22 protein-coding genes and 1 tRNA gene are annotated in these 22,332 nt (G+C 61.8%); 14 read left to right on the top strand and 9 right to left on the bottom strand.

Going from position 1 to position 22,332, the window contains the following annotated elements:
• The first annotated feature begins 42 nt into the window (after positions 1-42).
• From nuoI to JYP46_RS19760, 13 genes are all read left to right on the top strand, one after another.
• Positions 43-534 carry an NADH-quinone oxidoreductase subunit NuoI gene (gene nuoI / locus JYP46_RS19700; RefSeq protein WP_113154956.1) on the top strand — a complete coding sequence of 164 codons (492 nt, stop codon included), beginning with the start codon at positions 43-45 and terminating at the stop codon, positions 532-534.
• 223 nt (positions 535-757) lie between these two features.
• Positions 758-1,378: an NADH-quinone oxidoreductase subunit J gene (locus tag JYP46_RS19705; RefSeq protein WP_113154957.1), complete on the top strand. Its 621-nt coding sequence runs from the start codon at positions 758-760 to the stop codon at positions 1,376-1,378.
• A gap of 5 nt (positions 1,379-1,383) precedes the next feature.
• Positions 1,384-1,692, top strand: coding sequence for an NADH-quinone oxidoreductase subunit NuoK (gene nuoK / locus JYP46_RS19710; protein ID WP_025030250.1), 309 nt, complete (start codon positions 1,384-1,386; stop codon positions 1,690-1,692).
• 10 nt (positions 1,693-1,702) lie between these two features.
• On the top strand, positions 1,703-3,688 hold the full coding sequence (gene nuoL, locus JYP46_RS19715; RefSeq protein ID WP_206549087.1) for an NADH-quinone oxidoreductase subunit L: 1,986 nt from the start codon (positions 1,703-1,705) through the stop codon (positions 3,686-3,688).
• Between the two features lie 3 nt (positions 3,689-3,691).
• On the top strand, positions 3,692-5,206 hold the full coding sequence (locus JYP46_RS19720; RefSeq protein WP_206545488.1) for an NADH-quinone oxidoreductase subunit M: 1,515 nt from the start codon (positions 3,692-3,694) through the stop codon (positions 5,204-5,206).
• A 15-nt stretch (positions 5,207-5,221) separates the two neighbouring features.
• Positions 5,222-6,658, top strand: a complete 1,437-nt coding sequence (gene nuoN / locus JYP46_RS19725; protein WP_113154960.1) for an NADH-quinone oxidoreductase subunit NuoN — start codon at positions 5,222-5,224, stop codon at positions 6,656-6,658.
• 3 nt (positions 6,659-6,661) lie between these two features.
• Complete coding sequence (locus tag JYP46_RS19730) at positions 6,662-7,486, top strand: biotin--[acetyl-CoA-carboxylase] ligase (protein ID WP_113154961.1); 825 nt, start codon at positions 6,662-6,664, stop codon at positions 7,484-7,486.
• A gap of 13 nt (positions 7,487-7,499) precedes the next feature.
• A complete protein-coding gene (locus JYP46_RS19735; RefSeq protein ID WP_113154962.1) occupies positions 7,500-9,203 on the top strand; it encodes a ribonuclease J in 1,704 nt (567 codons plus the stop codon).
• A 59-nt stretch (positions 9,204-9,262) separates the two neighbouring features.
• Positions 9,263-9,667 carry a methylmalonyl-CoA epimerase gene (gene mce, locus JYP46_RS19740; RefSeq protein ID WP_113154963.1) on the top strand — a complete coding sequence of 135 codons (405 nt, stop codon included), beginning with the start codon at positions 9,263-9,265 and terminating at the stop codon, positions 9,665-9,667.
• Between the two features lie 9 nt (positions 9,668-9,676).
• Positions 9,677-9,946 (top strand): DUF1467 family protein, encoded by a 270-nt coding sequence (locus JYP46_RS19745; RefSeq protein WP_206545485.1) that lies wholly within the window; start codon positions 9,677-9,679, stop codon positions 9,944-9,946.
• A gap of 570 nt (positions 9,947-10,516) precedes the next feature.
• Entirely contained in the window at positions 10,517-11,851 is a 1,335-nt protein-coding gene (gene proS, locus JYP46_RS19750) for a proline--tRNA ligase (protein ID WP_206549088.1), read from the top strand.
• A 71-nt stretch (positions 11,852-11,922) separates the two neighbouring features.
• A complete protein-coding gene (locus JYP46_RS19755) occupies positions 11,923-13,236 on the top strand; it encodes a lipoprotein-releasing ABC transporter permease subunit (RefSeq protein ID WP_206549089.1) in 1,314 nt (437 codons plus the stop codon).
• Positions 13,236-13,922: an ABC transporter ATP-binding protein gene (locus JYP46_RS19760; protein ID WP_113154967.1), complete on the top strand. Its 687-nt coding sequence runs from the start codon at positions 13,236-13,238 to the stop codon at positions 13,920-13,922. The genes JYP46_RS19755 and JYP46_RS19760 overlap by 1 nt, the downstream gene beginning before the upstream one ends.
• 653 nt (positions 13,923-14,575) lie before the next feature.
• Here the strand turns inward: JYP46_RS19760 and ggt are convergent.
• Both ggt and lipB read right to left on the bottom strand, forming a co-directional pair.
• On the bottom strand, positions 14,576-16,369 hold the full coding sequence (gene ggt, locus JYP46_RS19765; protein ID WP_206549090.1) for a gamma-glutamyltransferase: 1,794 nt from the start codon (positions 16,367-16,369) through the stop codon (positions 14,576-14,578).
• A 226-nt stretch (positions 16,370-16,595) separates the two neighbouring features.
• Positions 16,596-17,318: a lipoyl(octanoyl) transferase LipB gene (gene lipB / locus JYP46_RS19770; RefSeq protein WP_113154969.1), complete on the bottom strand. Its 723-nt coding sequence runs from the start codon at positions 17,316-17,318 to the stop codon at positions 16,596-16,598.
• Positions 17,319-17,503: 185 nt separating this feature from the next.
• Between lipB and JYP46_RS19775 the strand changes: the two genes are divergently transcribed.
• A tRNA-Leu gene (locus tag JYP46_RS19775) sits at positions 17,504-17,588 on the top strand.
• A 55-nt stretch (positions 17,589-17,643) separates the two neighbouring features.
• Here the strand turns inward: JYP46_RS19775 and JYP46_RS19780 are convergent.
• The 7 genes from JYP46_RS19780 to JYP46_RS19810 are packed head-to-tail and all read right to left on the bottom strand — an operon-like array spanning position 17,644 to position 22,253.
• Positions 17,644-18,711, bottom strand: coding sequence for a tyrosine-type recombinase/integrase (locus JYP46_RS19780; protein ID WP_222474274.1), 1,068 nt, complete (start codon positions 18,709-18,711; stop codon positions 17,644-17,646).
• Positions 18,712-18,719: 8 nt separating this feature from the next.
• Entirely contained in the window at positions 18,720-18,971 is a 252-nt protein-coding gene (locus JYP46_RS19785) for a hypothetical protein (RefSeq protein ID WP_206549092.1), read from the bottom strand.
• Positions 18,968-19,522, bottom strand: a complete 555-nt coding sequence (locus tag JYP46_RS19790) for a hypothetical protein (protein WP_206549093.1) — start codon at positions 19,520-19,522, stop codon at positions 18,968-18,970. Before JYP46_RS19790 ends, JYP46_RS19785 begins: the two co-directional genes overlap by 4 nt.
• 1 nt (position 19,523) lies before the next feature.
• Positions 19,524-19,889 (bottom strand): HNH endonuclease, encoded by a 366-nt coding sequence (locus tag JYP46_RS19795; protein ID WP_222474275.1) that lies wholly within the window; start codon positions 19,887-19,889, stop codon positions 19,524-19,526.
• Between the two features lie 11 nt (positions 19,890-19,900).
• Positions 19,901-20,089, bottom strand: a complete 189-nt coding sequence (locus JYP46_RS19800) for a hypothetical protein (RefSeq protein ID WP_206549095.1) — start codon at positions 20,087-20,089, stop codon at positions 19,901-19,903.
• A complete protein-coding gene (locus tag JYP46_RS19805) occupies positions 20,086-21,204 on the bottom strand; it encodes a recombinase family protein (RefSeq protein ID WP_206549096.1) in 1,119 nt (372 codons plus the stop codon). Before JYP46_RS19805 ends, JYP46_RS19800 begins: the two co-directional genes overlap by 4 nt.
• On the bottom strand, positions 21,204-22,253 hold the full coding sequence (locus tag JYP46_RS19810) for a PD-(D/E)XK nuclease-like domain-containing protein (RefSeq protein WP_206549097.1): 1,050 nt from the start codon (positions 22,251-22,253) through the stop codon (positions 21,204-21,206). The genes JYP46_RS19805 and JYP46_RS19810 overlap by 1 nt, the downstream gene beginning before the upstream one ends.
• Positions 22,254-22,332: the final 79 nt, after the last annotated feature.

Below are 22,332 nucleotides of genomic sequence, written 5' to 3' on the forward strand. Positions count from 1 at the left end.
CATGGCCATCATCCATTCTGAAACGCGTTTCGGAGAAAAACGATGACTGCGCTTGCTCAGGCCGCGAAATCGCTGCTTCTCAAAGAGTTCGTCGGGGCTGTCATCCTGTCCATGCGCCAGTTCTTCGCGCCCAAATACACGTTGAACTACCCGCATGAAAAAGGTCCGGTGAGCCCGCGCTTCCGTGGCGAGCATGCGCTGCGCCGCTATCCCAATGGTGAAGAGCGGTGCATCGCGTGCAAGCTGTGCGAGGCCATCTGCCCGGCTCAGGCCATCACCATCGAGGCCGGTCCGCGCCGCAATGACGGCACCCGCCGCACGGTGCGCTACGACATCGACATGGTGAAGTGCATCTATTGCGGCTTCTGTCAGGAGGCCTGCCCGGTCGACGCCATCGTCGAGGGGCCGAACTTCGAATTCGCGACGGAAACGCGCGAAGAGCTTTACTACGACAAGGACAAGCTGCTCGCCAATGGCGACCGGTGGGAGCGAGAGCTGGCGCGCAACATCGCGCTGGACGCACCATACCGGTGACGGTTTGACCCGTGGACGGGGGCAGGGCGCCCGTCTACAGCTGCCCCGCTCGAGGCGATCCGCATTCGGATCGGGGCATCGAGACTAATTCGCAGGCGGCAGCCGGCTTCACGCAAGCCGGCTTGCAGTCTAGGAACACGCTAATTTGACGCTCGGCCTGGCCGGGCGGATCGCAGAAGCCGGGCGTTATGCTTCGGCAGGCTAGCTAGGTACCGAGGGAACCATGCTGACAGGACTTGAGGCGATTTTCTTTTATCTGTTCGCCTTCCTAACCGTGGCGGCGGCCTTTATGGTCATTTCCGCGCGCAATCCCGTGCATTCGGTGCTCTATCTGATCGTCGCGTTCTTCAACTCGGCCGGTCTCTTCCTTCTTACGGGCGCTGAGTTTCTGGCCTTCATCATGCTGGTCGTCTATGTCGGCGCGGTTGCCGTGCTGTTCCTGTTCGTCGTCATGATGCTGGATGTGGACTTCGCGGAGCTGAAGCGCGGTGCGCTGCAATATGCTCCGGTCGGCGCGCTGGTGGGCATCATCCTGGCTGCGGAGCTGATCGTCGTTCTCGGCGGTTATGCATTCGCGCCGGAGATCGCAGGCGAGGTCGCCCAGCCGACGCCGCCGATCGATGTGCGCCACAACACGGCAGCGCTCGGCGATATCCTCTACACGGATTACATCCACTACTTCCAGATCGCCGGCATGGTGCTGCTGGTCGCCATGATCGGCGCCATCGTGCTCACGCTGCGCCACAAGGAAAACGTCAAGCGGCAGGACATCACTGCCCAGGTGGCGCGCACCCCTGAGACGGCGATCGAGATCAAGAAAGTCGAAACGGGCGAGGGAATCTGATCATGCTGGAAATCGGCATTGCACACTATCTGACCGTCTCGGCGATCCTGTTCACGCTCGGCGTGTTCGGCATCTTCCTCAACCGGAAGAACGTCATCATCATCCTGATGTCGGTCGAGCTCATCCTGCTTGCGGTCAACCTGAACTTCGTCGCCTTCTCCTCGGTTCTTGGAGATCTGGTCGGCCAGGTTTTCGCGCTTTTCGTTCTCACCGTCGCGGCGGCGGAAGCCGCGATCGGCCTTGCCATTCTCGTCGTCTTCTTCCGCAACCGCGGCACCATTGCCGTCGAAGACATCAACATGATGAAGGGCTGAGCATACGGCCATGTATCAAGCGATCGTATTTCTCCCGCTTATCGGCTTTCTGATCGCCGGGCTGTTCGGCCGCTCCATCGGCGCGAAGGCTTCCGAGCTGATCACAAGCGGCCTGATGGTAATCACCGCGCTTCTGTCCTGGGTGGCCTTCTTCTCGGTGGCTCTGGGCAGCGGCGAGGCGTTCACCGTTCCGCTTCTTTCCTTCATCACCTCGGGCAATCTGGATGTGTCCTGGGCGATCCGCGTGGACACGCTCACCGCCGTCATGCTCATCGTGGTCAACACGGTGTCGGCGCTGGTGCACATCTACTCGATCGGCTACATGCATCACGACCCGCATCGGCCGCGCTTCTTCGCCTATCTGTCGCTGTTCACCTTCGCCATGCTCATGCTGGTGACCTCCGACAATCTGGTGCAGATGTTCTTCGGCTGGGAAGGCGTTGGTCTTGCCTCCTACCTGCTGATCGGTTTCTGGTTCAAGAAGCCCTCGGCCAATGCCGCCGCCATGAAGGCCTTCGTCGTCAACCGTGTTGGTGACTTCGGCTTCCTGCTCGGCATCTTCGGCATCTACATGCTGTTCGGCTCGGTCAATTTCAGCACCATCTTCGCCAATGCCGCTACCTATCTGCCGGCTGAAGGCGCAGAAGCGGGCGAACCTGTCCTGACCTTCCTCGGCTACGCGCTCGACAAGGGCGGGGCGCTGACGGCCGTGTGTCTTCTTCTGTTCATGGGCGCCATGGGCAAGTCGGCGCAGGTGCCGCTGCACACCTGGCTTCCGGACGCCATGGAAGGCCCGACGCCGGTTTCCGCACTCATTCACGCCGCCACCATGGTCACCGCCGGTGTCTTCATGGTTGCGCGCCTGTCGCCGGTTTTCGAACTGTCGCACACCGCGCTCACGGTGGTCACCTTCGTCGGCGCGTTCACGGCCTTCTTCGCCGCGACCGTCGGTCTGGTGCAGAACGACATCAAGCGCGTGATCGCCTATTCGACCTGTTCGCAGCTCGGCTACATGTTCGTGGCGCTCGGCACGGGCTTCTATAGCGCGGCCATCTTCCATCTGTTCACGCACGCCTTCTTCAAGGCTCTGCTGTTCCTTGGTTCCGGTTCGGTCATCCACGCCGTTTCCGACGAGCAGGACATGCGCAAGATGGGCGGCCTTCGCAAGCTGATCCCGCAGACCTACTGGATGATGATCATCGGCACGATCGCGCTGACCGGCGTGGGCATCCCGATGACGGTCATCGGCACGGCAGGCTTCTTCTCCAAGGACGCCATCATCGAAGGTGCGTTCGCGGGCGAGAACTACTTCGCGATGTTCGCCTTCGTCATGCTCACCATCGCAGCCGTGTTCACCAGCTTCTATTCCTGGCGTCTGATCTTCATGACCTTCCATGGCAAGCCGCGGGCTTCCGCCGATGTCATGAGCCATGTTCATGAATCGCCGCTGGTCATGCTGGTGCCGCTGTTCATCCTCGCCGTTGGCGCACTGTTCGCAGGCGTTGCCTTCAAGGGCTTCTTCATCGGCGATGCCTATGACCAGTTCTGGAAGGGCGCCCTGTTCACGCTGCCGGGCAACCACATGCTGGAAGAGTTCCACCATGTTCCGGTCTGGGTGAAGCTTGCTCCGTTCGTCGCCATGCTTCTCGGCCTCTACGTCGCCTGGGTCTACTACATCCGTTCGCCCGAGCGTCCGAAGCGGCTCGCCAAGCAGTTCAGCGGTCTCTACGCATTCCTGCTGAACAAGTGGTACTTCGACGAGCTCTATGACTTCCTGTTCGTTCGCCCGGCGATGCGCCTTGGCCGCTTCCTCTGGAAGAAGGGCGACGGCGCCGTCATCGACGGCCTCGGCCCGGACGGAATTTCGGCCCGGGTGGTCGATGTGACCAACCGGATCGTCAAGCTGCAGAGCGGCTATCTCTATCACTACGCCTTCGCCATGCTCATCGGCGTTGCGGCCCTCGTTACCTGGATGATGCTCGGAGGCACGTTCTAAGCCATGACCGACTGGCCAATTCTTTCCACGGTCACCTTCCTGCCGCTGGTGGGTGCGCTTTTGATCCTCCTTATCCGGGAGGATGGCGCAGGTGCGCGCCGGAACATTCGCAATGTTGCGCTTTTGACGACGGTCTTCACCTTCGTCCTGTCGCTCTTCATCTGGGCTGGCTTCGATCCGTCGACGCCCAGCTTCCAGATGGTCGAGAAGCGCGAGTGGATCGGTTCCGGCATTGCCTATCACATGGGTGTCGACGGCATCTCGATGCTGTTCGTCATCCTCACGACCTTCCTCATGCCGCTGTGTATCCTGGCGAGCTGGAATTCGGTCGAGCACCGCGTCAAGGAATACATGATCGCGTTCCTGATCCTGGAAACGCTCATGATCGGCGTGTTCTGCGCCCTCGACATCGTGCTCTTCTACGTCTTCTTCGAGGCGGGCCTCATTCCGATGTTCATCATCATCGGCGTGTGGGGCGGCAAGCGTCGCGTTTATGCCAGCTTCAAGTTCTTCCTCTACACGCTTCTGGGATCGGTTCTGATGCTGATCGCCATGATGGCGATGTACTGGGAAGCCGGCACGACCGACATTCCGACGCTGCTCACGCACGTCTTCCCGTCGGGGATGCAATATTGGCTATGGTTCGCCTTCTTCGCATCCTTCGCGGTGAAGATGCCGATGTGGCCGGTCCACACCTGGTTGCCCGACGCGCACGTTGAAGCGCCGACGGCGGGCTCGGTCATTCTGGCGGGCATTCTCCTGAAAATGGGCGGCTACGGCTTCCTGCGTTTCTCGCTGCCCATGTTCCCGGTCGCCTCCATCGATCTTGCGCCTCTGGTGTTCGCGCTGTCCGTCATCGCCATCGTCTACACGTCGCTGGTGGCGCTGATGCAGGAGGACATCAAGAAGCTGATCGCCTACTCGTCGGTCGCCCATATGGGCTTCGTCACCATGGGTATCTTCGCCATGAACGAGCAGGGCGTGCAGGGCGCGATCTTCCAGATGCTCTCGCATGGTCTGGTCTCGGGCGCGCTCTTCCTGTGTGTCGGCGTCATTTATGACCGCATGCACACCCGCGAGATCGCGGCCTATGGCGGCCTCGTGAACAACATGCCCAAATACGCCACGGTGTTCATGATCTTCACCATGGCCAATGTGGGCCTGCCGGGCACCAGCGGGTTTGTCGGCGAGTTCCTGACGCTTCTGTCGGTGTTCAAGGTCAACACCTGGGTGGCTTTCTTCGCCACGACCGGCGTGATCCTGTCGGCAGCCTATGCACTGTGGCTCTATCGCCGCGTGGTCTTCGGCTCGCTCACCAAGGAAAGCCTGAAGGGCATGCTCGACCTCTCCGCGCGTGAGAAGCTCATCCTCTACCCGCTTGTGGTTCTGGTGATCTTCTTCGGTGTCTACCCGGCACCGCTCCTCGATGCGACGGCGGTTTCGGTCGAAGCGCTTGTGAATAATGTCTCCCTGTCGGCCGACATGGCACGGGAAGCGGCAGCAGCTGCCGCGCAGTAAACGGAACGAAAGCGAATGACGCCTGATCTGACGATAAGCCTGATCCTTGCAACGCCGGAGCTGATTCTGGCGGTGGGCGCTATGGCGCTCCTGATGGTCGGTGTCTTTTCCGGCCCCCGTGCCAACTCCACCGTGACCGGTCTTGCGGTCGCGCTTCTGGTCGCCGTGATCGCGCTGATGGTCGTGTTCCCGGCCGATGGCCGCGCCTTTGGCGGGGCCTTCGTGAGCGATGGCTTTGCCCGCTTCATGAAGATCCTGACGCTGGTCGGCTCGGTCGTGACGCTGGTCATGTCGGTCGGTTTCGCCAAGGCCGAGAAGTTCGACAAGTTCGAGTTCCCGGTTCTCATCATGCTGGCCACGCTCGGCATGATGCTGATGATCTCGGCCAATGACATGATCGCGCTCTACATGGGCCTCGAGCTTCAGTCGCTCGCGCTCTATGTGGTCGCCGCCATCAACCGCGACAGCGCCCGTTCCACCGAGGCCGGCCTCAAGTACTTCGTGCTTGGCGCGCTTTCCTCGGGCATGATGCTGTACGGTATCTCGCTGGTCTACGGCTTCACCGGCAACACCGGCTTTGACGTCATCGCGGCAACGCTGACGGGTGCGGAGCGCGAGCTTGGCCTCGTCTTCGGTCTGGTGTTCGTGCTTGCCGGTCTCGCCTTCAAGATCTCGGCCGTGCCGTTCCACATGTGGACGCCGGACGTCTATGAAGGTGCGCCGACGCCGGTCACCGCCTTCTTCGCGGCTGCGCCGAAGATGGCCGCCATGGCGCTTCTGGTGCGCGTCACCATGAGCGCGTTCGAGCCGATTGCCAGCGACTGGCAGCAGATCATCATCTTCGTGTCGATCGCTTCCATGGTTCTGGGCGCGTTCGCCGCCATCGGTCAGCGCAACATCAAGCGTCTGATGGCCTATTCGTCCATCGGTCACGTCGGTTACGCGCTGGTCGGCCTTGCCGCCAATTCGGAAGCAGGCGTTGCCGGTGTTGCGATCTACATGCTGATCTATCTGGCCATGACGCTCGGCACCTTTGCCGTCATCCTGGCGATGCGCCGCAACGACGCCAATGTCGAGCAGATCGACGATCTGGCAGGTCTGTCGACCACCAATCCGATGATGGCGACGGTCATGACCATCCTCATGTTCTCGCTGGCCGGCATTCCGCCGCTCGCGGGCTTCTGGGGCAAGTGGTTCGTGTTCCTTCCCGCCATTCAGGCCGGGCTCTATCCGCTCGCCGTGATCGGTCTCGTCGCTTCCGTGGTCAGCGCGTTCTACTATCTGCGCGTCATCAAGATCATGTGGTTTGACGAGAGCTCGGGTGCGTTCCAGCCGATGGCAGGCGAGCTGCGCTTCGTCATGCTCCTGTCGGGCGCATTCGTCCTGCTCTATGCCGTGATCGCTGGCCCCGTCGGCCGCATTGCCGAGGCTGCCGCAAAGACCTTCTTCTAGGTCATGGCCTTTCGTCTGGCGCCTTCGGCTGCAGCAGCCGGCTATCGGCTGGAGGCCCATGAGAGCGTCAGCTCCACCAATGCGCTGGCGCTCGAACATGCGCGCGCCGGCGACGGAGGCGACCTCTGGGTCGTCTCATCCCGTCAGGAGAGCGGGCGAGGGCGTCGCGGCCGCGAATGGTCCACACCGCCCGGCAATCTTGCAGCAACGCTCCTGACGGTCGGCCATTTCGAGCCGGCCACCGCCGCCACGCTTGGTTTCGTGGCAGGCCTTGCACTTTCAGACGCACTTTTCGCTGTCGTTCCCGAACAGCGCATTGCGGTCGCTGCCGATGGCGGCGATCTTCCGGGCGGGCGCTTTGCGCTCAAATGGCCAAACGATGTTCTGGCCGAAGGGGCGAAGCTCTCGGGCATCCTGCTCGAATCGTCCATCCTCCCGGATGGGCGCTTCGCCATCGCCGTGGGCATTGGCGTCAACGTCGTCGCCCACCCGGAAAACACACCCTATCCGGCGACCTCGCTCAAAGCGCTTGGTTTCAAAGGGGATGCGGGCGATCTCTTCCTTGCGCTTTCCGACGCCTGGGTCGATAACGTTCGTCTTTGGAATGCCGGGCGCGGGCTTGAAGCCATTCGCAAGCGCTGGCTCACCCGGGCCGCCGGGCTTGGCGCGCAGGTGTCCATCCGTGTCGATGGACGTGTGGCGCGCGGTACATTCGAAACCATCGACGAAGCCTGTCGCTTCGTCATCCGCGAGGCGGACGGTTCATTATTGAGAATTGCAGCGGGCGACGTGCATTTCGGCGCGGTCGCCTCGGCACAGGCAGATTAAGAGAAAGGGACCCATGGCGCGTTCCAGCAAGAAAGAGACGACCGTGAGCGAAGATCTGAAGAAGGCCGAACTGGTCTTCTGTCCGCTCGGCGGCGTCGGCGAGATCGGCATGAATTTCGGCCTTTACGGCTTTGGCCCGGCCGCCAAGCGCGAATGGATCATTGTCGATTGCGGCGTGACCTTCCCGGGGCCGGAGCTTCCGGGCGTCGATCTCGTTCTCCCCGATATCAGCTTCATCGAAGGCGAGATCGACCGTCTGCGCGGCATGATCATCACCCATGCCCATGAAGACCATTACGGCGCGATCCTTGATCTGTGGCCGCGCCTGAAGACCGATGTGTGGATGACGCCGTTCGCCGCGGGGCTTCTGGAGGCCAAGCGCCAGTCGGAATCCTGGGCGCCCGACGTGCCGGTGAAGATTTTCAAGGCCGGTGAAAAGTTCGAGGTCGGACCGTTCGCCATCGAGGCGATCGCGGTTGCGCACTCCATTCCCGAGCCGGTTTCGCTGGTGATCACCACGCCGCTTGGCACGCTCGTTCACACGGGCGACTGGAAGATCGACCCCGCACCCGCCATCGGTCCCAAGACGGACGAGGCGCGCTTCCGGGCTGTCGGCGACGAGGGCGTGCTGGCGCTGATGTGCGATTCCACCAACGCCATGCGTGAGGGCGAATCCCCCACCGAGCAGGCGGTGGGCGAGGGGCTGAAGGAAGTCATCGAAGCGGCTGCCGGCCGTGTCGTCGTCACCACCTTCTCCTCGAATGTGGGGCGCATCCGTTCCATCGCCGAGGCCGCGCGCGACGCCGGTCGCCAGCTTCTGGTGCTTGGCCGCTCCATGAAGCGCGTCATCGATGTGGCAACCGATCTGGGTTATCTCGACGGCCTGCCGGAATATCTGGACGAGGATGAGTTCCAGCACGTGCCGCGCGACAAGGTCGTGGTCCTGTGCACCGGCAGCCAGGGCGAAAACCGCGCAGCACTCGCCAAGCTCGCCCGGGACGAGATGCGCAATGTCGCGCTCGCAGCCGGCGATACGGTCGTTTATTCCTCGCGCCTCATTCCCGGCAACGAAAAGGCGGTTCTGGAAACCAAGAACCGTCTCATCGAGATGGGCATCAAGATCATCGAGGATGATGACGCGCTGGTGCATGTTTCCGGCCATCCGCGCCGCAGCGAACTGAAGCGCATGTATTCGTGGGTCCGCCCGCAGATCCTCGTGCCCGTTCACGGCGAAGCCGCGCATCTCGTGGCGCAGGGCTCGCTCGGCTCCATGGAAGGCATCCCCGAGGTTGCACAGGTGCGCAATGGCGACATCGTGCGGCTTGCGCCCGGACCCGCCGAGATCATCGGCGAAGCCCGGCATGGCCGCTTCTTCAAGGATGGCCGCCTTCTCGGTGACGAGGAGGAGATGGGCATCCGCGATCGCCGAAAGCTCTCCTATGCGGGCCATGTGGCCATCAACATCGTGCTCGATGACCGGCTCAATCTGGATGGCGATCCGGACATTGTCGCCATCGGCGTGGCCGAGCGCGACGCAAAAGGCGAAACGCTTGAGGACATCATGCTGGACGCCGCCATTGGCGCCGTACGCAGCATTCCGCGCAACCGCCGCAAGGATCTCGACATGGTGTCGGAATCCGCGCGCCGCGCGGTACGCAACGCCGCAAACGCCGCATGGGGCAAAAAGCCCATGGTGACGGTGTTCGTCACGCAGTAACTTAAGGGACAAGGGGCAGGGCGACTGCCCCTTTTGCCCGGATGGAAAGAACGAAGCCGATGCTCGGAAAGCTCAATCACGTCGCAATCGCCGTGCCCGATCTTGCCAGGGCAACCGCGCTTTACCGTGATACGCTTGGGGCGCGGGTCTCGGCCCCGCAGGCCTTGCCCGGGCACGGCGTCACCGTGGTTTTTGTCGAACTGGACAACACCAAGGTCGAGCTTCTGGAGCCGCTGGGCGCAGATTCCCCGATTGCCGCTTTCCTGGCCAGAAACCCGGATGGCGGCATGCATCACCTCTGCTATGAGGTGGAAGATATCATCGTCGCGCGCGATCGCCTGAAGGCGGATGGCGCGCGCATTCTCGGCGACGGCGAACCGAAGATCGGCGCCCATGGCAAGCCGGTGCTTTTCCTGCACCCGAAGGATTTCGCCGGCACGCTCGTCGAGCTCGAACAGGTTTGAGGTTTTCAGATGGGCTGGGTTTCTCTTCTCGCCGTATTCTTCATCGTCTGGTGGACGGTACTCTTCATCGCGCTGCCATTCGGCTTGCGCACGCAGGATGAGGATGGCGAGGTCACGCTCGGCACCACGGCCAGCGCCCCGCGCGGGCCGCACATGCTGCGCGCCCTGATCCGCACCACCATCATCGCGATTGTCATCTGCGGCGTGCTGGTCTTCATCACGCGCGGGCTTGGCTATTCGTTCGACGATATTCCGCGCCTCGTCCCCACCTTCGACTGATCGCGTACAGGTCCGGTCGTTTCTCTGCCAGACCAGCAGGCTCTTCCGGTTTGCCCGGAGGAGGGGCTCCGCATGGCCTGATGCGCCATCACTGCCGCGCCTGAAACGCTGCCGAAAACGGTAGGGCACGCGTATCGATTTTTCGGGAACATGTCGGGAAACGGGCCTTTACGCCGCGTAAGCCCCAAAAAAAAAGCAAGGCCAGAGGCCTTGCAAACTCAACGCGTCCGATCCTTTTGCCGTATCATCGTCGGCGGCTGCGTGTAACCGCGCCTGGACCGCATCCTCCCAAGACTTTGACCGCGTAATGAGGTTGAATTTGCGCTTCAACCTCTTGTTATGGGAGCGCACCATAGAGCAAGTTGAGACGAAATGTCACGAGGAAAATTGCGTTTGAAATGCATTGTTATCATTTCGCTGTCTTGAACATGTGAGCCTGCGACCCCAACGCGTGAGCGGTTGTGTCGGCGGCTTTTCAATTCATTATGAAATCGTTAAGACAGCGGCCTTGAGCCACTTCTCTCTTTGATTCCGAACAGGCTCCCCAGAGCCGCCTGAATGGATGCGTTTATGCGACTGTCGCGCTACTTCCTGCCTATCTTGAAAGAAACCCCTCGCGAGGCCGAGATCGTCTCGCACCGTCTGATGCTGCGTGCCGGCATGATCCGCCAGCAGGGTGCTGGCAGCTTTTCCTGGTTGCCGCTGGGCAAGCGCGTCCTCGACAAGGTGAACCAGATCATCCGTGAGGAGCAGAACCGCGCCGGTGCGCAGGAAATCCTCATGCCGACCATCCAGTCGGCCGATCTGTGGATGGAAAGCGGTCGCTACGACGATTACGGCAAGGAGATGCTGCGCATCACCGATCGGCATGAGCGCAAGATGCTCTATGGCCCCACCAATGAAGAGATGGTGACGGACATTTTCCGGTCCTATGTGAAGTCCTACAAGGATCTGCCCCTCAACCTCTACCACATCCAGTGGAAGTTCCGCGACGAGGTGCGTCCGCGCTTCGGCGTCATGCGCTCGCGCGAGTTCCTGATGAAGGACGCCTATTCCTTCGATCTGGATTACGAGGGGGCGAGGGCCGCCTATAACCGCATGTTCGTTGCCTATCTGCGCACCTTCGGGCGCATGGGCCTGCAGGCGATCCCGATGCGCGCCGACACCGGCCCCATCGGCGGTGATCTGAGCCACGAATTCATCATTCTCGCCTCCACCGGCGAGAGCGAGGTGTTCTGCCGCAAGGAGTTCCTTGAGCTTCAGGTGCCCGGCGCGGACGTCGACTTCGCAAACGATGCCGAAATCGCCGACATCGTCACCACCTGGACGACGCCTTATGCAGCCACCGACGAGATGCATGACGAGGCCGCCTGGGACGCGATTGCCGAGGACGAGAAAGTTTCTGCGCGTGGTATCGAGGTTGGCCATATTTTCCACTTCGGGACCAAGTATTCCGAGCCCATGAACGCGACCGTCACCGGTCCGGATGGCAAGGAGCACTGCGTTTCCATGGGATCCTACGGCATTGGCCCGAGCCGCCTTCTTGCGGCGATCATCGAGGCGAGCCACGACGAGAACGGCATTATCTGGCCGGAGAGCGTCGCGCCGTTCGATGTCGGCCTGATCAACATGAAGGCGGGCGACGAGGCCTGCGACCGCGTCTGCGAGGAGCTCTACGAGAAGCTCCAGGCGGCCGGCAAGGACGTGCTCTACGACGATACGGACCAGCGCGCCGGCGGCAAGTTCGCCACCGCCGATCTGATCGGTCTGCCCTGGCAGGTGGTCGTCGGACCGCGCGGCGTCGCCAGTGGCGAGGTGGAAATCAAGAACCGCGCCACCGGCGAGCGTGAATCGCTCACGCTCGAGGCCGTGGTGAACCGCCTGAGCCAGCAGGGCGCTGCATGACGCAGCAGCGCAATTCCGGTCCGGGCGCGCAGCCGCGCGCCCGCCAGCGTAAATGCCTTTGAGGTCAAGACATGAGTGAAGCCGCCACCAGCGAGGCAGCCGCACAGAGCGCGCCGGCGAAGCCGAAGGGGGCAGGACCGTTCTCCCGCTTCGAGCGCATGATTGCCTGGCGCTATCTGCGTTCGCGCCGCAAGGAGACCGTGATCTCGGTGATCGCGTCCATCTCCTTTGTCGGCATCATGCTGGGGGTGGCCACGCTGATCGTGGTCATGGCCGTCATGAACGGCTTCCGCGCCGAACTCCTGACCCGCATTCTGGGGGTCAACGGTCATCTGATCGTGCAGCCCGTCGACATGCCCATGACGGATTATGAGGCTGTCGCAAAGCGCATCGAGGGCGTGGAGGGCGTTCAGATCGCCCTGCCCATGGTGCAGGGGCAGGTGCTCGTTTCAGGCCGCAGCGGCGCTGGAACCGGCGCCGTGGTGCGCGGTGTGCGCGCGGACGACCTGTCGCGGCTTGATCTGGTGTCGAGCAATATCAAGGACGGCTCTCTGGTGGGCTTCGCCACGGGCGAAGGGCTCGCCATGGGCTCGCGCATGGCGGAAAATCTGGGCCTGACGGTGGGTGATTCCGTCACTCTCGTCGCGCCCGAGGGCGATGTCACACCCTTTGGCACGACCCCGCGCGTCAAGACCTATCCGATTGCCGCCACCTTCGAGGTGGGCATGTCGGAATATGACGCCTCGATCATCTATATGCCGCTGCAGGAAGCGCAGCTCTATTTCAACGCCGAGGGCCTGGTGCAGTCCATCGAGCTGTTCGTCGATGATCCCGACGCGGTTGCGACCATGCGCCCGCAGGTGGAGGAGGCTGCCCAGCGGCCCGTACTCCTGTCCGACTGGCGGCAGCGCAACAGCACCTTCTTCTCCGCGCTCGAAGTGGAGCGGAACGTCATGTTCATGATCCTGACCATGATCGTTCTCGTGGCGGCGCTGAACATCATTTCCGGCCTCGTCATGCTGGTGAAGGACAAGGGGCACGACATTGCCATCCTGCGCACCATGGGCGCGACCAGTGGTTCCGTCATGCGCATCTTCCTGATGACGGGTGCGGCCATCGGCGTGGCCGGCACCGCTGCAGGCGTTGTACTGGGCGTCGTCATCTGCTGGAACGTGGAATCGATCCGCCAGTTCTTCTCCTGGCTCTCCGGCACCACGATCTTCGATCCGGAACTCTATTTCCTGAGCCAGTTGCCGGCAAAGATGGAAGCCGGCGAGACGGTTTCCGTCATCGTCATGGCGCTCGCCCTGTCTTTCGTGGCAACGCTCTTCCCGGCCTGGCGCGCCTCGCGGCTCGATCCGGTCGAAGCACTGAGGTATGACTGATGGCCGCGCCTATTCTCGAACTCAAGGGCATTGAGCGCAGTTACAGCGAGGGTGAGGGCCGTCTCACCATTCTCAAGGATGCGGGCTTCACTCTGCGGCCGGGCGAGATGGTGGCGCTTGTCGCTCCCTCCGGTGCCGGCAAGTCCACGCTCCTTCATCTGGCGGGCCTTCTGGAAGCGCCGGATGCGGGCGAGGTGATTGTCGCCGGCCAGGCCTGCGGCCGTCTTTCCGACGATGCGCGCACCGCCATCCGCCGCAATGAAATCGGCTTTGTCTACCAGTTTCATCATCTCCTGCCGGAATTCACCGCCGAGGAGAATGTGATGATCCCGCAGATGGTGGCGGGCATGGACCCGGCCGAGGCCAAAACGCGCGCCAGCCAGTTGCTCGACTATCTGCGCGTCGGCCATCGCGGCAGCCACCGTCCGGCCGAGCTTTCGGGCGGTGAGCAGCAGCGCGTCGCCATTGCGCGCGCCGTCGCCAATGCGCCGCGCGTGCTTCTGGCGGATGAGCCGACCGGCAATCTGGATCCCAAGACGGCTGGCTATGTGTTCGATGCGCTTGAGGCGCTTGTGCGCCAGTCGGGACTGGCCGCGCTGATTGCCACCCACAATCACGAACTCGCCGCCCGCATGGACCGTGTGGTCACGCTGGAGGGCGGCAAGGTCACCGCCTGGAAGCGCTAGAGCAATTCCAGGAAAAGTGGGAACCGGTTTTCCGTCCGGAATTGCGTAACACAATGAGTTAGTGGATTTTCGCGATTCAACGAAAAGCGGAAATGCTCCAGACGATCGATCTGAATATGGATGCGCCGCGATCTGACGGCGTTTCCCGAAATGACGAACAGGCTACAAACCGCGCTGCCCGTGCAGTGCGGTTTTCTTTTGCCCTTGAAACGCCCAGGACCGCCCCTAAACGCCGCGCCTTCTCGCGGGCGCACTAGGTGCTACCCGGCTAAGCGATTAACGCCACGTCAACCTTAACATCCGGGCGCTCCGTGTGAGCTGTTCTGCGTGCTTGACGATGGAACATAAATAGAACATAAAGGGATTATAAAGTGATCAGGAGAGATAAATGACCGATCTTTTTCAGGATGTCGTCTCGCTCGTTGCAGTCAGCTCCTTCATCATGATGGCCGCCGTCTTCATCGGCGCGATCTGATATCCCTTTGCGGATGCGCGCTGAGCGCACCGCCGTGTTCGCCGATTCCTGCCATCGTGGCAGTTGCGTTCGGCCCAAATGAAAAGAGGCGGGAAGGCCCGCCTCTCTGATACGCTTCCCGTCAGAAAATGCCTCATGGCTTCCCGGCGGTGACGCGCCTTTCCCGGAGCATCCGGGCTCAATCCCCCATCGCAACGCCTTCGCGGCGCGGGTCGGCTCCGCCTTCCAGCCCCTGTGGCGTGATGGTGATGCCGTGCAGGCCCGAGTTCAGGTCGCCGATGGATGTCTTGAAGCCAAGCGCATCGAGGTCAGCCTCGAATTCCTCGGCTGGCGTTCCCGCTTCGAGCGTATAGGTGCCGAACCGGTTCGTCAGGTGCGGCAGGTCGATTGCCTGTTGCATGTTCATCTTCCAGTCCACCAGCGCGATGATCGTGTTGGTCACATAGGGAATGATGTTGCTGCCGCCGGGCGAGCCCAGCGCATAAAGCGGCTTGCCGTCCTGAAGCACGATGGTCGGCGACATGGACGAGCGCGGCCGCTTGCCGGGCTGCACACGGTTGGCCACGGCCTCGCCATCGGCTTCCGGCCTGAACGAGAAATCGGTGAGCTGGTTGTTGAGAATGAAGCCGGCCGCCATCTGGCGCGAGCCGAAGGCGCTCTCCACCGAGGTCGTCATGGAGGCGATATTGCCATCCTTGTCCACGATCACGAAATGCGAGGTCGAGGGCTGTTCGAAGCTCATCCCGTCAATGCGCAGCTCCGCCTTGTCCCATGGCGGGTCGCCGGCCTTCACGTCATCTGCGCCTAGCGCCGTCGGGCGGCGCAGCAGGGCGGCGCGGTCTTTTAGATAATTTGGATCGAGCAGGCCCTTCGGCATCTTCACGAAGTCGCTGTCCGCCATGTAGCGGCCGCGGTCGGCGAAGGCGAGGCGCGTTGCATCGCCGATGATGCGCCAGGTCTCCGGATCGTCCGGGCCGAGCGTTTCCAGATCGAACTCCGACACCATGCCGAGTATCTGCCCGATGGTCAGCGCGCCGGAGGAGGGCGGTCCCATGCCGCAGACGTCGAGCCCGCGATAGGGGGCGCACACGGCCTCGCGCTCCTTCACCTCATAGGCGGCCAGATCCTCGAGCGAGAGCAGGCCGGGATTGCCGTCATGCGCCTTCACCGCAGCGATGATCTTTTCGGCGATTTTGCCCTTGTAGAAGCCGTCCGCGCCCTCCTTGCCGATGGTCTTCAGCGTCTCCGCATAGTCCGGGTTCTTGAGAACCGAGCCGACAGCCAGCGCATTGCCGTCCTTGTCATAGAAATAAGCGCGGGCAGTCGCCTGCGTGTCGAGTCGGCCCTTGTCACCCTCGATCAGCGTGTGAAGCCTTGGCGAGACGGTGAAACCCTCTGAAGCAAGCCGGATTGCCGGCTGGAGCAGCGCATCCCATTCGAGCTTGCCCGCGCGGGTGTGGATGGTTTCCATCAGGCGCACCACGCCCGGCGCTCCAACCGAGCGTCCACCCACCACGGCGTCAAAGAAGGGAAGCGGCTCGCCCTTGTCGTCCAGAAAGAGCTTCGGGGTTGCGGCCGCAGGCGCGGTTTCGCGCCCGTCAAAGGTCGTCACCTTTCCGCTGGCCGCATCGTACCAGACCAGAAACGCACCGCCGCCAATGCCGGAGGATTGCGGTTCCACGAGGCCGAGCACGGTCTGCACCGCCACCAGCGCGTCAGCGGCAGTGCCGCCTTTGCGCAGCGCGTCGAGACCCGCCTGCGCGGCCAGTGGATTGGCCGCCGCGACCATCTGTTCCTTCGCGTGAACGGTTTTCTTTTCGCTAAGCCCGCTGGCTATCTCAGGGGCCTGGGCATCGGCCGCCTGTTTGGTTGTCTGCTGGGCCATCGCACTGCCTGCGGCAAGTCCGGCGGTGAGCCCGGCGGTGAGCGATGACAAAAGGGCAACGGCCCCGAAGGTATGTGATAATCGCATCTTGGCGCTCCTCCATGAGAGCGCCATGGGCCCGGCCAGCCGGAGCCCCGAGTAGAAAACGCTCTCGATCCCTCAACGGCCGTTTGCGCGGGGCACAAGCCCGGCAGACGAACCAGTTGCTTTGACCGGTGAACGCTAGAGCATTTTCCCGTGCGGTGGAAATGGCCCAGATTGCAAAACACGCAGACCAAACGCATCCCGACCAAGGCGCGCGCGCTGCAAGTGCTCAGTCGGTGGATTTCTCGGCCGGACCGAACACGTCCTCGAAAGCGGCTTTCAGCGCCAGGTCCACATCGTCCATGGTCACCGGCAGGCCGAGGTCGACCAGGCTGGTGACGCCATAGCCGCTGATGCCGCAGGGCACGATGCCGCCGAAATGCGCCAGTTCCGGCTCAACGTTGATCGAGATGCCGTGAAAGCTCACCCAGCGCCTCAGGCGGATGCCTATGGCGGCGATCTTGTCTTCTGCGGGCAGGCCGCCGGGCAGGGGCGGCTTGTCGGGCCGCGCGACCCATACGCCAACCCGGTCCTCGCGCCGCTCGCCGGTCACGTTGAAGCGCGTCAGCGCGCCGATGATCCAGGCTTCCAGCGCGGCGATGAAGGCGCGGATGTCTTCGCGGCGCGTCTTCAGATCAAGCATCACATAGACCACACGCTGGCCGGGGCCATGATAGGTGTATTCGCCGCCGCGCCCGGTCTTGTAGACGGGGAAGCGATGGGCCTCGAGCAGGTCTTCGCTGTTGGCACTGGTGCCGGCGGTGTAGAGCGGCGGGTGCTCGACCAGCCAGACAAGCTCTCTGGCCTTGCCGTCACGAATCAGCCCGGCGCGCTCTTCCATGAAGGAAACGGCGGTTTCGTAGTCGGTGAGACCCGGTTCGATTCGCCATTCCACCGGCGGGGCATCCTCGCGCGGCAGGAATACGGTGTCGATCTGGCCGCGTTCGCTCATTTTCTCATCCCATCAGGTACTGAAATCACCCGTTTCATATGGCGATAATGGGCGCTCGGGTCCAGTCTCGGCTTGAAGATGTGCATGAGCATCTTTTTTTGCGTCTTTTTCGAGAAGTCGCTTGTCTCCCGAAAACCGATTTGCTACATGCCCGTTGCCGGTGACGAACCGGCCTCCAGCTACGTGCGGTCGTGGCGGAATTGGTAGACGCGCAGCGTTGAGGTCGCTGTGGGGCAACCCGTGGAAGTTCGAGTCTTCTCGACCGCACCAAGCTCTCTCCCAAAGAGTATGGTTTTCAATGACTTGGATGCGAAAGTGTCCCACGTCAGACCCATGCGTGGGACACGTTGATCCTCTCGATCGCTGATTTTGCCAGCTTCCAGCGCTCCACGCGCCGGGTGTAAACCTCACTCGTTTTCGCTTCCGAATGGCCCAATATTGCCATGATCTCGTACTGGCTGCAGCCCAGCTCTGCGAGGAGTTCTGCAAGCCCCTTGCGGACGCCGTGAGCGGAGAGGTGAGCCAGTCCGGCATCCTTGCACCAGCGCTTGAACATGGCCGACATGCTGTCTCCGCTGGCAAAGGGCTTTCCACCCCGACCAAGCACATATGTTGTGCCCTGCACCTTCATTGCGCGCGTGGCATCTTTCAATGGCGCCAGCAGGGGAATCGACACCTCGGTCGAGCCTTTCTTGAGAGGTGTCCAGCGTAGCGCTTCAATGCCTTCGATCCGGCACTCATTCTCGCGGCCCAGCACTGTCAGGTCTTCAATGCGACAACCGGTCCAGAGAAGGACGGACAGCGCCACATGTGCCTTGGAGCCGGGGAGGTGCACTTTCAGGAAGTTTCGAACGTCAGCCGCTTTCCAAGGCTTCGCGCCATCACCCTTGCGGTAGATCGGCTTGATGCCGCGCGCCGGGTTCTGTTGCAGGTATCTGCGCTCAATCGCCCAATCGAACATCACGGCCACTGCTTCGATGAATGCGTCGGCCTGGGCCGGTGTTGCGCCCATGCCGTCCTGCATCTCGATAAGCTTCTCGTGGGGAATGAGCATCTTCCGGTCAGGATGCTTGAGGAGGCGGGATAGAAGATTACGTTTCTTCTTCAAGGTCTTCGGGCTGGTTGTTCCAGCTTTGACGCGCTGCTCGAGGTATTCGAAGTACGAGTTGACGAGCCATGCGATTGACCTGGGTTTGGCATAGTCCGACGCGGCCTTGAGCGGTTCGGGCTTCTCGCCACGGCGCGCCGCAAGGTACTGACGCTGAAAGTCAGGGTCTTCCGGGCCGCAATAGATGCGAATGCGCCGGGATTTCTCTCCCTCCGGTCTGACGCGATAGCGCGAATTTCCGGAGGGCAGAGGCTCGATCAGCAAACCTGGGTAATGCACCTTCATGGGCGACTTCACCAATCCTCAAGGCCGCCTTCTTTGTCTGATTGCCCGGCGGCCATTGCGTTTTCAACGCTGCCATCGTTCTTGGTCGACTGGTGTTCATCAACGCCACCGCAATGGATTTCGACCTTTCCACCTGTAACGCACACCCTGTCCACGCTCAGGCCGCTCTCTTGCATGGCGCTGAGTGCGGCCTTGATCGCGTTGGCGCTGGCTCTGATGCGAGTAGTGCGCTTCTGGGGCTCGGGGTGATGGGCGTTCACTGCTCGCCTCCAAATTCCCTGATCGCGGTTCGACCAGCTTCGGTGATGCAGTAGCCCGCGCCGGCAAAAACGTTCCTGTCGTTTGGAAGGGCGTGGAACTCTGCCAGACCAAGTGAGACGAGGCAGTCCATGGCGCGACGAGCGGCAGTAAGGTCCGCCATATCGGCGCGGTCTGCCAGATATGCAGAAGAGGCGCACAGCTTCCCATCTGGTGCGGTGTACTCGCGCATAGCCCAAAGTGCGACGGCTTGCTCCGGCGACAAGTTCATGATCCGCTCCCCCTCCATCGCGAGGACTTGGAACATCTCCAAAAAGAGGTCCCTCAATCTCGCGCCTCGCCACCCCCTCGTGGTGCGTCGGTCGTAAAGGGCGCTGCCGTTAGGGTCGATGGTGCGATGGACTACGATCTCCACCGGAAGGGTGAGCCTTTTGAACCATACGCCGCAAAGCCGGCGAAGCTCATCCGTTTGGCTGGCACCTTCAATTGGCGCGCCAAACTCGTTCAATTCACCGATCGCCCATCCAAGAGCGGCAATCTGTTCGCAGCTCATCTCATCCTCGCGTCTTCTGGAACCCACGCCCGGCGATCTTCGCCTTGGAGCGAGGCCACGTTCCGTTGTGCTTTCTGCGGATGCGGTCAGCCTTGGCGCGGTCGCCAGCTTCCTCCGCCGTCTTTGCCTTGTGCTCTTGGACAAGGGCAGGCATCAGATTGCTTTCTCGATGTTCTCCGCCCATGGAAAGCGGTTTGACGTGCTCGACCTCCCACGGCTCACCTGGGGCGATCTTCCGGCCTGAGATATGGCAACGGCCCTTGGCGCGGATGAAAACGCGATCCTTGACGTACTGGGGCACCCTTGCGTCAGGGCTGGAGCCGATCCACTCGGGCAGGCTTCTACCGCCGAGCGGGTTGTCGATCATGGGGACTGCCATCACCGCGCCCTCCGTTGATGCTCCGCGATCTCCGCTTCAACCAGACGCGCCAGTTCAAGGCACATCACGTCGAGGCGAAGCTCATCGGTGCGCAGGTCGAGCGTCTTTCTGGCAATTGCCCGAGCGCCACGGCTGCCCTTCGGAAATGAGCGCGCAACCTCGGCGAGGGTGTCGGCTGAGATGGTCATGCTGCCAGATCCTTCTCCTCGCACCCGACAACGCCGGCAATCGTCGCCCGGCAGTCATCAAGCTCGATTTCATTCCGGCAGCAGGCGCGCGCGTAATTCGTTATCGACTTCGCCTTGGCACGAACCTCGTCGCTCAGGCCTTCGACAAAGAGCCCCTTGGACTGATTGACGACGACAACCTCATCCTCACCGATGGCGCCGATGATCGCTTTGGCGAACGTCTTGAGCCAATCCGGATCGACGGAAGCCGGCTCGCCTTCGCTCTCTCCCATGTCATGCGAGCCGGCCTCGTCCGCCGTGGCGGGCGAGTTCTCGGCAGCGGAGCGATCTGAATTTGTGGCGACGAGCGCGCCGCTGCCGTCACCGGTGGGGCTTTCTGCCGGTGAACTGTGTTCGTGATGGATTTCTTGTCCGCTGGAGAGCCCTTCGGTCTCGCGCGTCACGTTGGACATGTCGAAGCCTTCGCGCGCCTCCTGCATATCCCCAGACGGTTTCTGAGCCTGCAAGCGTGACATGAGCGACGGAGGCGTTACGTCCTTGGCGTTGTCAGGCCCGCGGAACTGATCTGCTTCGTCCCGGTCGTAGACGCCGAGGATCACCTCTGGCGTGTGTCGACGGCCCCACGCTCGGGCGGTGTAGTAGCAGTGCTGCTGATCAGGGTCGGACTTCCAAAGCGGGGAGTTCTTCGGAGTGATGTCCTTGAACTTCGGAGAGCGAACTTCGAGCTCTTCGCCGTCGATTTTACCGAAGGCAATGCAGAGCCGTTCAGGGCCTTCACCCTCAAAGCGGAACTTCAAGCGCCCCTCGATGCCGGATCGTGTGTTGATCACGGCCATGATGAGCTGGGCTTCATACGCAATCTGGCCGTTGACCGAATAGGACTTCGAAGCAACAGCGAACGGGCTCATCTCCCATTCGAGAGCCTGAAGCGCTACGGCCATGCATGCCCCGGCGTTGCCGCGCAGGTGCTTTGGCAGCGCAATGTCTGCTTTGCACATGACTTCTGCGAAGCGGACCACCTCGCCGAGCGTCTGTGGGGCGATCTTAGAGCCGTTGCCCGATGCGATTCCGACCTGGTTGATTGAGGTGTTTTGCTGCGAGACGAGCTGGTTCATTATGCGGCCTCCTGCTGGGCGATCTGGTCTTGATGGTCGAGGAAGTCGTCGAGCCGGGATTTGGCCCACGGCTTCATCTGGATATGCCGCTCGCCGCCTGAGAACGGACGCGCGCCCGGCCAGTCATCGGCATCAAGGCAATGACGGATTGTGTTCAGGCACCAACGGATGACGCGCTCGCCACGGTCGATGTCATGGGCTGAGATTTCGACATGTGCCGTGTCCGGAACATCGTCGTTCAGCACATAGACCAGCACGAACGTCTCAAAGGGGATGCCGAGCGAACGGCAGATCATCCGAGTCATGGCTGCTTGGAGGAAATAGCCGGCGTCGAAGATCTGGCGCTCCAGAAAGTCCTCATCGAACTTCGATGCGGTCTTTAGGTCCGCGAACACACCATCTGCGTTCGGCATCGCATCGGGGCGACTACGCAGCCAGATGCCGGTTTCCTCGTCCTTCCAGAACATCGAGCGCTCAACGCGGCCGTTGAGGACACCCATTTGAATGAGCGGGTATGTCGATGCATCCTCGGCAATGCGCTTGATGCGCTCGATCTGTTCAGCGGTGATGACCGTCAGATTGTTCTCGGACGCACTCTCCAGCCACGCCTTGCAGTCGTTCGCGTTGCCGCTCCACTTCCGGCGCTCTTTGGGAGGTAGCTCGCCATCATCGGGCCGATAGTCCGGCCGAACGGCGAACTTCTCCGAGAACACCTCGTCGCCAAGCAGAAGCGCATGCGCGGCTTTGCCGAAGTCGAGCGCTGACGTGGTTTCCTGCGCGATGTGGTTCGGGTTCCACGCCCACCGGCCCCAGAATGCCTTGGGAGAGCCGCCGTAAGCCGGCAAGAGCCATTTCAGCGCAGATTTCGAGATGGACGGACCATCCAGAAGATCGCGCTTCTGGTGATACTGGTCGAGCGTGATGCCGGAATAGACACCCGGTTCGGTGATCGTCTTGCCGTTCCACTGTCTTTCCTGGGAAAGGCCTCCGACGATCCGCGAGGCAATGTCACCGATGGACTGCATCGCGTCTGTGTCGAGATCGGTCATGGTTCAATCCTCAGTGGGGCGTTTCAAGGAACCCGACGAGCAGGGCGCTGATGACGATCAGAGCCAGAGCGCGGGCCGT

The sequence above is a fragment of the Nitratireductor aquimarinus genome, assembly GCF_017255295.1.
Taxonomy (GTDB): Bacteria; Pseudomonadota; Alphaproteobacteria; order Rhizobiales; family Rhizobiaceae; genus Nitratireductor; species Nitratireductor aquimarinus.

What these genes read in the sequence shown, in the direction of transcription:
- JYP46_RS19760 (WP_113154967.1), top strand. Translation starts at nt 13,236, where the DNA reads ATGGCCGCGCCTATTCTCGAACTCAAGGGCATTGAGCGCAGTTACAGC.
- nuoI (WP_113154956.1), top strand. Translation starts at nt 43, where the DNA reads ATGACTGCGCTTGCTCAGGCCGCGAAATCGCTGCTTCTCAAAGAGTTC.
- nuoN (WP_113154960.1), top strand. Translation starts at nt 5,222, where the DNA reads ATGACGCCTGATCTGACGATAAGCCTGATCCTTGCAACGCCGGAGCTG.
- JYP46_RS19730 (WP_113154961.1), top strand. Translation starts at nt 6,662, where the DNA reads ATGGCCTTTCGTCTGGCGCCTTCGGCTGCAGCAGCCGGCTATCGGCTG.
- JYP46_RS19800 (WP_206549095.1), bottom strand. Translation starts at nt 20,089, where the DNA reads ATGACCATCTCAGCCGACACCCTCGCCGAGGTTGCGCGCTCATTTCCG.
- JYP46_RS19735 (WP_113154962.1), top strand. Translation starts at nt 7,500, where the DNA reads ATGGCGCGTTCCAGCAAGAAAGAGACGACCGTGAGCGAAGATCTGAAG.
- JYP46_RS19805 (WP_206549096.1), bottom strand. Translation starts at nt 21,204, where the DNA reads ATGAACCAGCTCGTCTCGCAGCAAAACACCTCAATCAACCAGGTCGGA.
- lipB (WP_113154969.1), bottom strand. Translation starts at nt 17,318, where the DNA reads ATGAGCGAACGCGGCCAGATCGACACCGTATTCCTGCCGCGCGAGGAT.
- JYP46_RS19755 (WP_206549089.1), top strand. Translation starts at nt 11,923, where the DNA reads ATGAGTGAAGCCGCCACCAGCGAGGCAGCCGCACAGAGCGCGCCGGCG.
- proS (WP_206549088.1), top strand. Translation starts at nt 10,517, where the DNA reads ATGCGACTGTCGCGCTACTTCCTGCCTATCTTGAAAGAAACCCCTCGC.
- JYP46_RS19705 (WP_113154957.1), top strand. Translation starts at nt 758, where the DNA reads ATGCTGACAGGACTTGAGGCGATTTTCTTTTATCTGTTCGCCTTCCTA.
- JYP46_RS19780 (WP_222474274.1), bottom strand. Translation starts at nt 18,711, where the DNA reads ATGAAGGTGCATTACCCAGGTTTGCTGATCGAGCCTCTGCCCTCCGGA.
- JYP46_RS19810 (WP_206549097.1), bottom strand. Translation starts at nt 22,253, where the DNA reads ATGACCGATCTCGACACAGACGCGATGCAGTCCATCGGTGACATTGCC.
- ggt (WP_206549090.1), bottom strand. Translation starts at nt 16,369, where the DNA reads ATGCGATTATCACATACCTTCGGGGCCGTTGCCCTTTTGTCATCGCTC.
- JYP46_RS19790 (WP_206549093.1), bottom strand. Translation starts at nt 19,522, where the DNA reads ATGAGCTGCGAACAGATTGCCGCTCTTGGATGGGCGATCGGTGAATTG.
- JYP46_RS19795 (WP_222474275.1), bottom strand. Translation starts at nt 19,889, where the DNA reads ATGATCGACAACCCGCTCGGCGGTAGAAGCCTGCCCGAGTGGATCGGC.
- nuoL (WP_206549087.1), top strand. Translation starts at nt 1,703, where the DNA reads ATGTATCAAGCGATCGTATTTCTCCCGCTTATCGGCTTTCTGATCGCC.
- JYP46_RS19720 (WP_206545488.1), top strand. Translation starts at nt 3,692, where the DNA reads ATGACCGACTGGCCAATTCTTTCCACGGTCACCTTCCTGCCGCTGGTG.
- mce (WP_113154963.1), top strand. Translation starts at nt 9,263, where the DNA reads ATGCTCGGAAAGCTCAATCACGTCGCAATCGCCGTGCCCGATCTTGCC.
- JYP46_RS19745 (WP_206545485.1), top strand. Translation starts at nt 9,677, where the DNA reads ATGGGCTGGGTTTCTCTTCTCGCCGTATTCTTCATCGTCTGGTGGACG.